The organism is Pseudomonas sp. PDM26 (genome assembly GCF_019219185.1).
Classification (GTDB): domain Bacteria; phylum Pseudomonadota; class Gammaproteobacteria; order Pseudomonadales; family Pseudomonadaceae; genus Aquipseudomonas.
This window is the reverse complement of record NZ_JAHUWC010000006.1, coordinates 36,361-50,076: the sequence shown is the minus strand read 5'-3', so window position 1 is coordinate 50,076 and position 13,716 is coordinate 36,361. Positions and strand designations below refer to the sequence as shown.

Sequence of the window (13,716 nt, the reverse complement as noted above, 5' to 3'; positions counted from 1 at the left end):
GCGATGAGGTTTGAGAATCTTGGTTTCTCACACCGGTTGAATCGCCCACTTCAAGGGTGAATTGACCTTGTCGCCGCTAGCCACTCATGCTCAATCGTTGCCGCTGAGATGTGCTGTTCGTTTACGCCTGCTTGAAGATTAGGTGAAGCGCGCGGGCTAGATTCAGAGTGTTGCTGAGTCGCTCGACTTCGGCGTCAGAACTATCGCACCGTCGATCACTTCAATCGTCAGCACATCACCGATGTTCAGTCCTAAACTGGCGAGTAGTTCAGTCGGCAAGTCAATGATGACGTCGCCACTTCCATCCGAAGGATCTTGGCACTTCACTGTCCAGCGTTGGGCTTGGGTCATGACGTCACTCACACTTTAGTCTTGGCGGGGACGATTCATTATGCTCGCAATCTCTTCGCAAGTTGAATCGTGATGCTGACTGGTTAGGACGTTCTCTCACCGTTCACTGCTGGTCATGTTTGCTAAGGGGGCGGGCCAAATCCAGGACAAGTGGCTGGTTAGGTCGAATGCAAGTGGGTGGTCAAGTCAATGCAATTACCCAGGTGTCAGCGGATCTGGAGAGGTTGGCTCCAGCCAGCGGCGAGTTCAGCTAGTCTTCCCGCACCGGTTACTCAACGACGATGCCCATGCCAGATAACTCTGAAACGAATATAGCCACAGCAGACGCTCTCACGCTGCTCCTGCACAACCAGCACGCCATATGTGCAGCTATTGAAGAGGTGACCAAGTGGCTCTCTGAGAATGGAGTGGGGAGTGTTGCCGCTAACGCAATTGCGGCCATGGAAACGCTGGACAAGAATGCTCAAGGCATCACAGACGCCATCATGAGACTACGGCAGTTATAGGCATCATCTAACGCCCTGCTACTCATCCTTCAATAGCGAGTCCCAATGTAGTGAGGGGAAAAAATGGGATTCTTTGGGGAGTGGGAGATTACATTCCACCCGCCCCCCCATTTACAAGCTGTACGCCCTGGTGCTTCGACCTGTACCAACAGGCAGCCGCGTTCCCCTGCAAGGTGATGACGAATCTCTGTACTTGTGCAACCAACACCAGAAGGCGACGCATCCGACGCCGGACCTAGCTTTTGCTGTAGGTGGTGCGCATGACCGATCCCCCTGACCAGATCTCGATACAGAGTAGCCTTTTAACGCCATGTGACGACCGTTGCGCACCGACGGTAAGCCCCAACAACTAGAGTAACGACACCGAGTCTGCGGACGGATAACGCTTGGCATGCTAAACGTTACCGGGTTAAACCTGTCGTTGCGCCTAAAATTCTAGGCATTCGCTCAATGACGTGGTGGGTGACGCTATGGTCGGGCTACCGCGCAGGCTACTGGAATACCCGCCAGGGATTCGGACGAATGTGGCGATGAAGCAGCGGCTGGATGCCGCTACACGCTTTACATTTTATTTCACATCTCGTTCTGAGCACACCTCAGCACCTACAAGGCTTACCGGCCTGCGTGCCAAACATGCAAGACTCATAGCCTTCACATTTTTTTGCTCGCCTCCCCGCGCGTTTCAAACACCGTATGGCCACGCCACCCGACGCCCACCGCCAGCCCAGCACCTCCCAAACGCCGTACTGACTGATCAAGCATCATGCGCCCCGCAAAGCAGCCAAGCGGCCGGTGTCCGACGCGACCGATTGTACGGACGGCGAATGCAGCCTGGACTAACGGGCCACCCGGTCAGCTCGACTGCGCCAGCGGAGGGGGGTGCCCAGTTCGATAAAAAGCGACGTCAGTCGGACAGTGACAAAAAGTGCGTCGTGGCCGCGACTGACGCAGTAACATCCATAGACACTTTCCCAGCGTCGATGGCGAGCGAACGGTGGTGGTTCGCCTCGTTGGCCTGGGCAGTGCCCTCCGGTGGTGCGCCAACATTCGGGGCCAGACCGACCAACACCGGGTGACGTCAAGGTCAGGGGCCGCCGACTACTCATTCGCCGCTTTGGCCGGTGTCGGCTTGACGTCAGCGCCAACGCACCCGGCACGGCAAAACGCCTATCGTTCGATACGATCGGCAAACCTCATCGCCGGTGTTCTAGGAGGCAGCATGTCTGCAACGAAAATCGAGGTCTACGGCGGTTCAGACGGGCACGCGCCGACGCCTGAACAGGCGGACGGCAGCCACTTCCACATCGAACTGCCCGCCATGAGCAGGCACGCCACAGAGGTGTACCTCGATTGCCTCGAGGTCTTGAACCGTGTGTTTCTCAACGCCCTGCCCCTGGCAGCCGATTCTGCGGCGCCAGCCTCAGACCTCGGCGCGCCCGGCTCGCTGAACCCGCGCACCTTGTTCAGGGAGGCGGCCATGTTGGCAGATGCGCGGCAGTTGATCCTGCATGATGGCGACTGGGTCACGGCGGCGGTTTTGTCCCAACTCACCGGGCTCGAGCCGGCAGCGCTCGCCGCCGGCCTCCGGGCGTGGCGGCGCGACGGCCGTCTCATCAGTGTGAGCGACCGGCGCCAGGAGTACTTTCCAGTGTTCGCGTTTGGGGACGCAACGAAACAGCTACCCACCCCTGAATTCACCGCGGTGGTCAAAGTGCTAAGCCAAAAAAAGGACGCGTGGGGCATGGCGTTCTGGTTCGCTTCGAGCAATCACTGGTTGGACGACAACCGTCCGAAAGACTTGTTGCGATCGTCACCGGAGCGTGTGCGCAGCGCGGCGGAAGAAGAAGTTACGGGGCCACTGCATGGCTAATTCCGCCATCGCGCACCAGGCAGGCAGCTACGTGATGGTTGTCTGCGGTAGCAAAAGCAGGCTGGTGAAGGCGTGAGCGGGTGACTGACGGTCGTCAGCTCCTCGACACCGCCGCGCAGCGCCACGCAGCCTCGAACATTGGGCAACACACACACCGCCAGCGACTATACGCGGGGACCCACCGCCCATGGTGGTGAGGGCCAGAAGTCCCTCGGCCGAGCTGGCAGGGCATGCCCTCAGTGCGTGGAGCCCCCGAGCCGTCACCTCACCGGCGTGATTGACACGGCAGGCGCGGTCCGTGTGCCGCTAAAAACCAGACAACAAATCACTCGGCGGCGGGCTTGCCGCTAGCCCGTGCAGCGCTCGGCCAGCCTCGCGCTATGACTCCCGATCACCGGCTTCGACCGCCGCCGCCATCCTGGGTCGCGTGGCAGACGCGTTGACCTGCTGGCGGTGCACCAGCGCCGCTGAACACGGACACGTCGGCTCCCGTCTGGGCGTTAGCCCCTGGGTCAGAGCGGGTGGCTTCGCCGTCCCGCCCGCCTCTGCCCCCTCTGTCACCGCCCCTCGGCGCTGACGGCCCGCGGTCAGTGAGTCCCCCGCCGCCATCCACCGGCCAAATCGAACTACGCTGAACGTGAGACCCACGGCTGGCAACCCCGGCCGAACACGGCCCCCCGTGGGGTGGAGGATGGCTGGTGTAAGGGGGTTCCGCGCCAAATGCTGAAAAAATCGCCTGACATGGGGTAACCCCGAGTTACCCCGTACCAGCAGACGCCTGCGACACAATAACCAGGGAGGGTTCATAGTCTGTAATTACATGACGCGTGACACTGCACGCAAATGTTGGGTGGTGGAGCATAGCCCACGGTGGCATTAACAAGACGCTGGTACAGGACACCTACACGGTGTGCGCAGTCGGGGGCCGCATCCGAACATCGATACGGTGCGGGTGCAACTGGGCAATACCGGGACCCGGGTCAGGCACTGCGCAAGCAACTGATGCGGCAACACGGACACCAGCTGCAGTTACTCAACGGGGAGTTGCGCCACGTGCAGGCGCAATGCACAGCCAACCAGGAAACGCTCGTCCTGCTCAATCGTGACTATGAAGCGTTGATCCGGTAGCTCACGACCAAACAACAGCACACGCCCCAACTCGACAAACAGCTTCGGGCTGTCACTCAACAACACGACGAACTCCGCGTCCACCTTGAGCAGCAACAAGGCATTAAGCGACTGCTCTCTACTCAATTGGGCGAAACGCAACGCACCCTGCAATGGAGGACGCTACGTTGCCAGTACCTGGGACTAACTTTTACTGGTCGCCTGCACTGGTGAAATGGGGCGGACGTCGTGGGCCGGTTCCCGCCAGCAATCCGACCGGTTCCAAGTCTCTACCCGCCAACAAGGCGGCGTCCAAGAATCGATTCGCCCGTGCCGAGCGCGCCCTGAGCGCCGCCTGCGCTGCGGCCTTGAACTGCTCAGCGACCTGCCATTTTTTCGTTTTGACTTTGCGCTTACCTTTCATCGCGGCTCTCGATGTGAATCACGAACGTCTACTCCCGACAGGCGTTGAGGCATGAGCGGACCGCCTTGGGACTTCTCCCGAACCCACGCTCGTTGCTCCAAAGGTACCACTCACGTTGATCAGAGTGGCCACGCTTCTCCTCGGCGTACCGCCTATCGAGCCTCTGAGCACCAAACACGCGGTCAGGTTTGAGAATCTTGGTTTCTCAAACCTGATACTTCGCCCCTTCCGAGTGACCAATAGTAGCGCCGTAAAGGTGTGACTTCATGACCTGAATCTCAGTACGAAATCGTTTGTCCTACAGTCAAATCACCTCTGGTGCATGGCTGTATCGTCAAGCGCCAAATGGGGCGTCGGCGTCGACATAGTGCGTAATTGCATGGACTTGACCACCTGATTGCATCGGCACCGACCAGTCGATTGCATCCGTGCCGACAAACCGTTTGCACTCGACTTGACCAGCACACGCCGTAGTGACGACCGGCAGAGAACGACCCAAAACTGCCCATCGCGAGGGGCAAAAAACGGCCGATTCTGTTGAAAAAGTCGGTCTACCCAAACTGCCTGATCATTTACTCGTGAAAACGCCTTTTTCGCACGCTGCTACGTGAAATCCGAGTCCGGAAGCCTCTGCCAAAAGTAAAGATTTCAATCTCGGACGCGTACTTTTCGGATGCGCAAACCATGGTCGACTTTTTCAACACAATCGGCCAAAAGCAGACCGTGGACAGACGAGGGACGAATGGGTCGCGTCGACCCGGCTAAAGCCTGCCCCCATATTGTCTGCAAAGGGCTGCGCGTGGTCGGAGCGATGCAGGCCCTTGGCGGTTCTCATCGGCGTTACAGATCGACAGTAGGTACTAAAACGCACAGAGGCAAAGCGTGAGAACAGGCTACAATCTGCTGCATAGCCTATCGGCCCCCGCGTCGGTGTCTGGCGCCGGGAACGTAAATTTTCTTGCGCTATTTGTCAGCGGGATCGATAAATAAAGACGACATCAGGCGTGCACCGGTGTCGAATGAATAGGTCAACCAGCGCAAAGGAGGTCAACGTGGCAAAGAATTTCTTGGACTTGAATACGAGCCCAGATCTGTTGCTTGCGCTCAAAGGGGCTGCGCAACATAAGCAGACGGCCGAAGAAGTATTGGAACAGCGTGTATCGTTCGTTTACGGGTCTGTTGGCTCGAAGAACGGCATAACCCGCGAACAGGTTCGCAAGCTGATCTTTGAGCAGGAAGGAGTCGAAGGGGCGAAACGTTGATCCTCTTCGAGCTATGCGGAAACACCGAGCAAAATCCAGTCTACCAAGAACTGGAAGTCTCCAATGGCAATCGGCAGTACGACTTTTTGCGGTCTATAGTGGGTGCAGCATTGGCTGTGGACCGGGCGTTTCTGTCGAACCACATCATCAAGGCATTGAATTTTCATGCCATTACTTGCCTGCATACAAATGCAGGCGAGTACCGTCCTTGCCAAGTCGTCGTAGGCAATCATATGCCCCCCGAGCACTACCGTGTCGAGGCGCTCATGGACGATTTTGTGAATATAGTGAACAGGAGCTGGGAGCAATCCGACCCAGTGACGCTAACGGCATACGTGCTTTGGCGACTAAACCACATTCACCCGTTTATCAATGGCAACGGTCGAACAGCTAGGGCTGCCTGCTATTTCGTGTTGTGTGTGAAGTCCGGAAGCTGGCTACCAGGGACTACGATCCTTCCTGAGCTGATTTGTCGCAACCGAGATGAATACGTCGATGCACTACAGCGTGTTGATGCGTCCCTCCCTACAGGAAAGCTGGATCTAAGCCCGCTGCATGATCTGTTAGTCCGGCTAATCACCGAGCAACTCAGTACGCAACCCCCCCCCCCGCAGATAAGCCTCAGGATTAATCTCTATAACGCCTTGGTCGTTTCGCACGAGAATCACTCTGGGGATATAGCCATTGTCAGCTTCGGGGCGTTTTCAACGTTCAGTGACAGACAGAAAACGGCCAGAAGCTGCCATGATGCGTCTAGGAAATCAGGGGCGATTCATCCTGAGCGGCATTTTATTGTCCCGCCCTCCGGTGAGCACGCTCTCTATCAATATGTGCCCAAGTCTGGATTTCCGAGAGACTTTCTCGATTACCCAAAATAAAACGCACGTTCCTCCACGGGATCGAACAACAAGTCGGAAACGAGATAGCTGCGAGCTTTTTCAGATACCAAAATTCTGTCGAAGGAATTTTCGATTTCATCATGTTCGTCATCACCCACAGCACGCCAGTTGGAGCCGTAGTATTGCTTAAATACCAGTAACGCAAATGCTGCTGGAGTGAGTACCCTCCTCACCGCCCATCGATTCTCAGAATGGAATCCAATGTGAAAATGTGAGCACGGGTGATGAAGTTTTGTTCGCTGCGCCGGAGCATTTTCATACCTAAGCAAAGGCACGGAACCGATGCCAACCTTATCCGCCAAAAGAGACAGAAACTCCTCATGTGTCAATAAACCGGCTTCCACCATCTCGTGACGGGTTCGAAACCAATCAGCATATTCGTTAGAATTAGAAGAATAAGGATTGGGGTAAAATGCATAGCGCACATTGCTATCGCCTTCAATGCTAAACTGAAAGAATGAATAATCAGACAGCAGAATATTGTAGTGCGATAATCCAAGCGCCTTGTTGTAAACATCAATGTAATTTGCAGAGTCAGACAATATTAAGTCACGAAACTCTTCATTGACAGGTAATGGAATTGGGTTTGAATATATCTCAGCAATACCCAGACTTTCCGCTACTCGCCATACTTGGGAAATACCGGTTCTCACCTCTTCCTTATTCATCTTTGACTTCCTGCACGACCAAAAAGTCATCGATTTCGTTATCTGTAAACCCTTCGTCACGCAGACGTTCTATAAATTCTTGCCGGAGTTTCTTAGCTCTGAGTGTCTTCTCACTCATATCACGTTGAATCAGGTTCATCTGAGAAAGATCTGGCATCTTAAAGCGCAGATAAGGGAAGTCAGCCGCTGCCGAATCGATTTCATTACCGATGGCAATTGTCGATCCTTTACACCCAGAAACGCGAAGCCAGGCTTTGGTTCGGGTGAAAGCAACGAACAATTTATTACGCTCACTCCTCTGACGAAGCCATATAGCATCAACCCCGACTACGTAAACAACCGCCGCTTCATTACCCTTTGCCCGGTACACTGTTGAAAGAGTGATCTTGTCAGAAATAGAGAAGGGCGGTTCTGAATAAGGGTCAGCATGGATGTTGTTTGTTGCGATCCCAGCCATGGAAAAGCTCGCGGACAATCGCTTAAAGTAATTACGAGCGTTTCTGTCATCCAAGGCAATGACAATGATGTCCTCTGGTGATAGACCACCTTGTAGAAAAGAACATGCGTCCTTAACAACCCAATCTATTTCTTCTTCAAAATCATTGGCTGAGTGATATTTAATCAAGTCAGGCAAGCCTTCTCCCTGCAGGGATACTGGACTATTTCCTTCAGGTCTCAAAATTTCAACCTGCTTGCCTGTTTCAAAAGTGTCAGCTTGTACGATATACCCAACGTCGCGCCAATGATCAGGACTTTCAAGAAGTTGGACTATATCGGAATAAATGCCAAAGCCCATTGCGTGTGCGGTGGTTAAAACCTCTCTTTGGTTTCTGTAGCATTTACTAAGCACTGTGTCATTGACGGCTCCCGGAGGTAGGCCCGCAGCAGCTCTATCAAGAGAAATACACGGCTCATGATTTTCGTCAAAACCAAAAAGTTCTTCTGCAGACGGCATTTTTACATTTAGAATGTTCTGCAGTTCATCATATGCCCAAACTATGCTTTTTTTGTCTCGGGTACCTTTAGTTAGCAGGAAGCAAAGTTGATAAAATGCAGCAGGAAAATCTTGGCCTTCATCAATTAGCACGTGATCGTAATATGCTTGTACGGATCCAGTAGCAACCAGATCAGCACAGGCATATTGGAACGGATCCACTCCTGCAGGAGCAGCACTCCTCGCCGCGCTATAGTTCATTGGGATTCTTCCTGCGCGACGGCTAGCGTCTGAATATGCACCGTTCGCGTTTGAACCACCCCAGCCATGAAGAATGTTAATTTTAGTCCAGTCAGGATCAACTTCAGTGTAATGCCTAAAAAACTTTGTAATCATGTTCTGAATGGGCGAGCGCAAACTTTTTGTAAAGAATGTAACGAGAATAGTTTCATTGGGCTTGGTCATGTGCAGATGCGCAGCTTTCATGGCCAATATTACAGTCTTTCCTGAGCCTGCTAGACCTCGAATTCGTTGAGGCCCATTAATTGTAACGAGAGCCGCTCTCCTTTGTTTTTGGTCGAAGTTGGCGATTTCAGCTTCCAAATTGGATAGAGCAAAGGCTTCCTTGTGTTGCTCAGGATTTTCAATAACTCGATTTCCGCTACGCGTAAGTGCTTTTGCACCCTCAATGACGGATCGAGCCTCATGCATTTGCTCAGGACTGAGTAATTCTTCGCTTTGAAGGTTTTCGAGAAGGGTGCGGAGAGCTGTATTAGAGTTTATTACATCGCACTCTCCACCCTCAAAGATTCGGTCAGCTATTTCTGAGTCGCAGAAGATCACCGGTGTAATCTCTACGTCAAGCGAGGAGCGTGTTCGTCGTAGCGTTTTGCTTTTTAATAGTCGGCCAATCAAGATGCTGCAAAATTGGTTAAGAGACTCACCGATCTCACCAATTTTTGGAGTTGGTAGCCTTTCCGCCTGCGACGCGCTAACAAAACGAAGTGCAATAACGCCATGCGATCGGCTTAGTAGTAATGCGTCAGGTTTATGCGTGACAGTTTCGTAGTCAGAGTAGCTAGGAAAGTCGTAGTAAAGCACTGCCTCCTCAAGTCCAAGTTCTTGATGGGCACCTTTAACATATGAAATGAATTCTCTGGCGAGAGGGTCGTTATTAATTCGATCACTTGTTACAAGGATGTCGATATCCATTTCTTCTTTGCTCGCCGACCTAGGTCTTAAATAATGATTTTTACTTTGTCTGGAAAGATAATAGCTTCGAACCTCCATGTCTAGATTAGATGGGTGTGAGAAACCCTTTTATTTTCGCCTGCTTTGGATCACAGTCGGCCTTATGAGGGAGGTGAATGATCCTAGGTATTCCATCTGCATTTAGGTCTGCAATTGGCCGATTCTGTTGAAAAAGTCGTCCATGGTTTGCGCATCAGAAAAGTACGCGCTTGAGATTGAAATCTTTACTTTTAGCAGAGGCTTCCGGACTCGGATTTCACGTAGCAGCGTGCAAAAAAGGCGTTCTCGCCTGTCAATGACCAGGCAGTTTGGGCAGACCGACTTTTTCAACACAATCGGCCAAAAGCTGACGGCCACGACTGACCGCTTTTGGCCGATTCTGTTGAAAAAGTCGGCCATGGTTTCCACGGCAGGAAAGTAAGCGCTTGAGATTGAAATCTTTACTTTGTGCAGAGGATTCCGGGCTCAGATTTCGCGTAGCTGCGCGCAAAAAAGGCATTTTCATCAGTCGGTACGCGGCCAGTCTGGAAGTATCGACTTTTTCAACACAATCGGCCGATTGCTGCCTGTCGCCAACGGCAGCAATGCGCAGCTCTCTTCCAATTATGGTTACTAAGCGTGCTGGTCAAATCCGATGCAATCAGGTGGTCATACGGAGTGCAATTTCGCACAGAAACCATTGGGTGGCGGAGATCCCTGCGCAAACGGTTTAGATGGAGTGGGCGCCCCCCTCGATGCCACTGTTGACTATTCAGCAAGTCAACATAGTCTGAGTCGGCTAAGCTGGGGGTGTTTGCGTGTGAGTACCGACAAAAGCATGGAAAACATGCTGAGTCAGGAGGACGGTCGCCACGAGTGGATGAAGCCACTTAACGACTATCGCAACTACCTCAAGGCCCGCCACTACGATCCAAAAGGCCGGAACTGGCTGGCTCGAACGATCAACCCTGAGAACGGGTATATCAAGATCGCCGCCAACGCCTACTCCCCTGAGCTGTGTCTGGAGCTCCTGCGCTTCGCATTAACCATCGACGCGGATGAGGCTGAGTGGTCCCAGCGCAATCGGCAGCCGGCGCGGTTCCAGCTTCTGGGCATGAAGGAAGTATTGGCCATTGATCTGTACTGGTCGCGGTACTCGTACCAGCGACCTTTCACCGCCCTTTCCGAGTACAAAGCCATTTTCGAAGACGGCAAACGCTACCCTCTTCCTGCTGAGTACACTGTGTTTCAACGGTCGGATCTGGATATTTCCCGATCCATCGAGGTGCCGTTCGCCGATAAAGAATTCAATGGCATGTTTGAAGGTCTGCGCTCGGTAAACGATGAACTGTCCTGTCAGGGTACCCTGCAGAAAAAGGGCATCTACTACACGAACGTCAATGAGACGAACGAGTTCGACCTGGACGACGAGGGTGTGGAGCTCTTTTACGCCTTCGAGCTGGACCGGGCACTCGAGTACTACGGCCCCCACCAGGACGTCTACCCGTCGCAGGCCCTGCACTACCTGCTGCGCTACGGGGTTGTCTCCTTCAAGAAAGGAGGCCACTCTGCCTGGGACCGCATGCTGCGTATCGGAAACCAGCTGCACCGACACGGACTCCGGGAGATCCTCAACAACCCGGATGCGCTGGTCGCTAAGCTGACCGGCCTATTCGCATCGGCAGGTAGCCCCCTGCAAGCCTCTAGAGGACAAAACCGATCAGCGCCGCGTTGTGATAACGGGCAGTACCTGATGGACTTTTAAGCGCATCAAGGTACCCCTGGGCGATGCAACCACACGGGGGGGCAAGCAATATAGGCATTTGCCCAAGATTTGCCCCCCCTATACGATCGTCGGTTTGCTAAAACCTAGATCACGGGTAATTGGCACGCGCCTTCATTAGTGAAGGGAATATTGTTTCTTTTTGCCGTCCACTTATACCATTCGTACCAATCGGTGCTAACGAAGCAACTTTTCGTCACCAACAGGTCGAAACAACTTTCGTCTCCCGCATCGCAAAAGCCTTTACCAGGCGCTACACATTTAGCCTTTCTAAAAATCATTCGAGCGGACTTTAAATCACCAACACCGATGTACGTCATATTAGGTGGAGTAGCTAAACATGTAAAACCTTCGCGAATTGCATCTTTCTGATCTTGAGTTTTCGGAGTTTCCGGCCAACCTTTACCTCTCCAATATGCCCATGATTGATATACAGTACCCGGCTCGATAGGAACTACATACTTTTTAGGACCTATTCCATCTCCAGCCACCTCCATCGATCTAGGTTTTCCTGGAACATAAACATATGCAGAGCGATTCCTATGCCCGTCATCGTATCCTAAAAGCTTCGCCAGCCAAGACTTTTTACCAGTATGACCATTGAGCGCACCACTAACGCTAGCAAACTCATCCTTGGGAATAATATTAAAAGTAATAGTTCCAAACATCTCATCAAGTTCTGAGGTATTTGGAGATGTAGTAGCGTTGGTTAGTACGAATGGCTGGTCAATGTAAAGACTTCCAAGGGCTTCCCGCGGATTCCATTCAATTTCGACTTTTGAGATACCATCTCCATTACGAATATATCGGACTATAGGTTGCTCTGCCTTTCGCATGCACTTCGTCCATGCATCTAACTGTGTTTCGTTTAAATAAGAGCGATAAATCTCTCTAGAATCACGAACGCTTAAATTATACTTATTCTTTTCGAAATACTTTCGGCGGTTCTCTTTGAAGTTTGAGGCTGACCCACTGAACACGTCCACAACCGACGCGCTGGCATTTTGCTTTGCCTTTTCATAATTCTCTTCAGTGACAAGATTCAGATATGCCAAGTCGGATTCATAATTACTTATTTCGCTTGTTTTTTGCATCTCCAATGCCGCGTTACACTCATCATCAGCTATTGCATTTTGGATAAATATCGAAGCCGCAATTAATGCGAGAAAACTTTTCATCCCTAGCTCCTACCAATGCTGCTGCCCTATGAAATATGGAAAATTCTATAAGCTTCCCAATTCATTTGTGAGCGTAGAAGGTCTTGCCTCGTTTGCCATGCCCTCCCCACCCTCTTCCGCCAGCTACGAAGGCCGCTGTGCTACTTCTCGCTATACCGACGCTCAAAACCAGAGAGACCTGCGCACCCGCCGAGGGATGCCGGAGGCAATATGGTTAGTGCAGCCTTTCTGGATCCCCTCCATACCGAGGATACCGGCGATAACGAAAAAGCCCGGCACAATGGCCGGGCTTCTTTATCAAATCATTGCCCCATTGACTGGAGGGGCGGTCGGGCTTGCCTGGACTCTCCCGTTTCCGAGACGCTACGTTCCCGCAGCGGACCCTCAGCGAGGGTGGAGGTGGTTTGCCCGTGCCGTTCGCTGCCCATTGCTGCGCAACTACTGAGTGGAACGAACCTCAAGTCCATCTTACCTGCAGCTGTTTTGCGGATTCTCTCATCCCTAGAATTCGGGGCACCTTCTGCGGACCCCCACGGCGGTGTATCTGATCGCCGCGGACGTATTTCTACGTCGCCACACTGAGTAGTGGCCACTATTTGGTCGTCTAGAAACTGTTCGGCACCAGGTGAGCTTGTGCTCCTGCAGTGCCTCTTTGATTTAGATTCTCCACGACATCCAGGAGATGCAACCCCCAATAAAAAAAAGGCCACCCCCGAGATGGGAATGGCCTTTGGGTATTGCTACAGCTCGATCAACTTGTAGTCAGTCGGATCGGCACTTTTCTTCTTCTTCAATTCAGCAGTGATCAGATCCGGTGTTGGATTGATCATCCACATCATGAGTTCATAGTCCGAACCACTCGGCGGATGAATCCAAGCTTGAACCCGATGCGTGTAGCCACGAGCTTTGAACTTGGCGTCATCACGTTTGAGCTTGGCGTCAGCCTTCTTCATGTCCTTCTCGAACTCGGCATTGAGCTTGGCCATGAAACAGGCCTCGCACTCGCCGTCGCGATTGGTACGACAGGTCGACGGATCGAACGCAGGCTTTTGGCAGGTCTTGCAGGCCACAACCTTAACGGTCTCCAGCAGGGCCTGGCAGTCCTGCTCGGTAGCGGTCTCGATCGGAATATCCTTTCGACCGACGATCGTGTTACCGCCATTGGGCAATTTGACTGTCAGCTGCAAGCCGTAGTCCTTGTACATGAAGACGCACGGGCTAATTTCGGCTGTCAGTTCAACGTCACCCTGGATAGTGGTGAATTTCTGGTCTTTGGAAAGCATGGTATAGCTCCTGAGCAATACTCGCGGAGCTACCCCACGCGGGACGGCATCCCGCGAGGGTTTTTGATGTGCTGCATTGCAGCTGGTGGCGGCAGTAGAACTGCCATTCATTCAGATCGAACACTCGATCTGAAAGAAACTTTTGGATGGTGCCTGTTGGCTGAGGGGCAGTATAACCTGGTGGTGATTGGCGGCAAGCAGGACATCCCATCAAATTTATA

At 52.8% G+C, this 13,716-nt stretch carries 11 protein-coding genes; 5 read left to right on the top strand and 6 right to left on the bottom strand.

The window, feature by feature from the left end:
- Window positions 1–162 precede the first annotated feature (162 nt).
- Window positions 163–351: an AbrB/MazE/SpoVT family DNA-binding domain-containing protein gene (locus KW849_RS13485; protein ID WP_218429839.1), complete on the bottom strand. Its 189-nt coding sequence runs from the start codon at window positions 349–351 to the stop codon at window positions 163–165.
- Window positions 352–638: 287 nt separating this feature from the next.
- On the opposite strand from KW849_RS13485, the gene KW849_RS31335 reads away from it, so the two are divergent.
- Together KW849_RS31335 and KW849_RS13480 are read left to right on the top strand one after the other, a co-directional pair.
- The gene (locus KW849_RS31335) at window positions 639–857 is read left to right on the top strand and encodes a hypothetical protein (protein ID WP_109787213.1); all 219 of its coding nucleotides are present in this window, start codon (window positions 639–641) and stop codon (window positions 855–857) included.
- A gap of 1,219 nt (window positions 858–2,076) precedes the next feature.
- Window positions 2,077–2,727 carry a hypothetical protein gene (locus KW849_RS13480; protein WP_218429838.1) on the top strand — a complete coding sequence of 217 codons (651 nt, stop codon included), beginning with the start codon at window positions 2,077–2,079 and terminating at the stop codon, window positions 2,725–2,727.
- A 1,029-nt stretch (window positions 2,728–3,756) separates the two neighbouring features.
- Here the strand turns inward: KW849_RS13480 and KW849_RS13475 are convergent.
- Window positions 3,757–3,996, bottom strand: a complete 240-nt coding sequence (locus tag KW849_RS13475) for a hypothetical protein (RefSeq protein ID WP_218429837.1) — start codon at window positions 3,994–3,996, stop codon at window positions 3,757–3,759.
- Window positions 3,997–5,310: 1,314 nt separating this feature from the next.
- Between KW849_RS13475 and KW849_RS13470 the strand changes: the two genes are divergently transcribed.
- Complete coding sequence (locus tag KW849_RS13470; RefSeq protein ID WP_143519873.1) at window positions 5,311–5,520, top strand: hypothetical protein; 210 nt, start codon at window positions 5,311–5,313, stop codon at window positions 5,518–5,520.
- Entirely contained in the window at window positions 5,517–6,398 is an 882-nt protein-coding gene (locus KW849_RS13465; RefSeq protein ID WP_218429836.1) for a Fic family protein, read from the top strand. Before KW849_RS13470 ends, KW849_RS13465 begins: the two co-directional genes overlap by 4 nt.
- Here the strand turns inward: KW849_RS13465 and KW849_RS13460 are convergent.
- Both KW849_RS13460 and KW849_RS13455 read right to left on the bottom strand, forming a co-directional pair.
- Window positions 6,386–7,087, bottom strand: coding sequence for a DUF2290 domain-containing protein (locus KW849_RS13460; RefSeq protein ID WP_218429835.1), 702 nt, complete (start codon window positions 7,085–7,087; stop codon window positions 6,386–6,388). The genes KW849_RS13465 and KW849_RS13460 overlap by 13 nt on opposite strands.
- Entirely contained in the window at window positions 7,080–9,233 is a 2,154-nt protein-coding gene (locus KW849_RS13455) for an ATP-binding domain-containing protein (RefSeq protein WP_218429834.1), read from the bottom strand. The genes KW849_RS13460 and KW849_RS13455 overlap by 8 nt, the downstream gene beginning before the upstream one ends.
- An 838-nt stretch (window positions 9,234–10,071) precedes the next feature.
- Here KW849_RS13455 and KW849_RS13450 point away from each other — a divergent pair.
- Entirely contained in the window at window positions 10,072–11,016 is a 945-nt protein-coding gene (locus KW849_RS13450; RefSeq protein ID WP_218429833.1) for a hypothetical protein, read from the top strand.
- A gap of 104 nt (window positions 11,017–11,120) precedes the next feature.
- Here KW849_RS13450 and KW849_RS13445 read toward each other — a convergent pair whose 3' ends face one another.
- Both KW849_RS13445 and KW849_RS13440 read right to left on the bottom strand, forming a co-directional pair.
- Window positions 11,121–12,212, bottom strand: coding sequence for a hypothetical protein (locus KW849_RS13445; RefSeq protein ID WP_218429832.1), 1,092 nt, complete (start codon window positions 12,210–12,212; stop codon window positions 11,121–11,123).
- A 740-nt stretch (window positions 12,213–12,952) separates the two neighbouring features.
- On the bottom strand, window positions 12,953–13,495 hold the full coding sequence (locus tag KW849_RS13440; RefSeq protein WP_218429831.1) for a hypothetical protein: 543 nt from the start codon (window positions 13,493–13,495) through the stop codon (window positions 12,953–12,955).
- Between the last annotated feature and the right edge of the window lie 221 nt (window positions 13,496–13,716).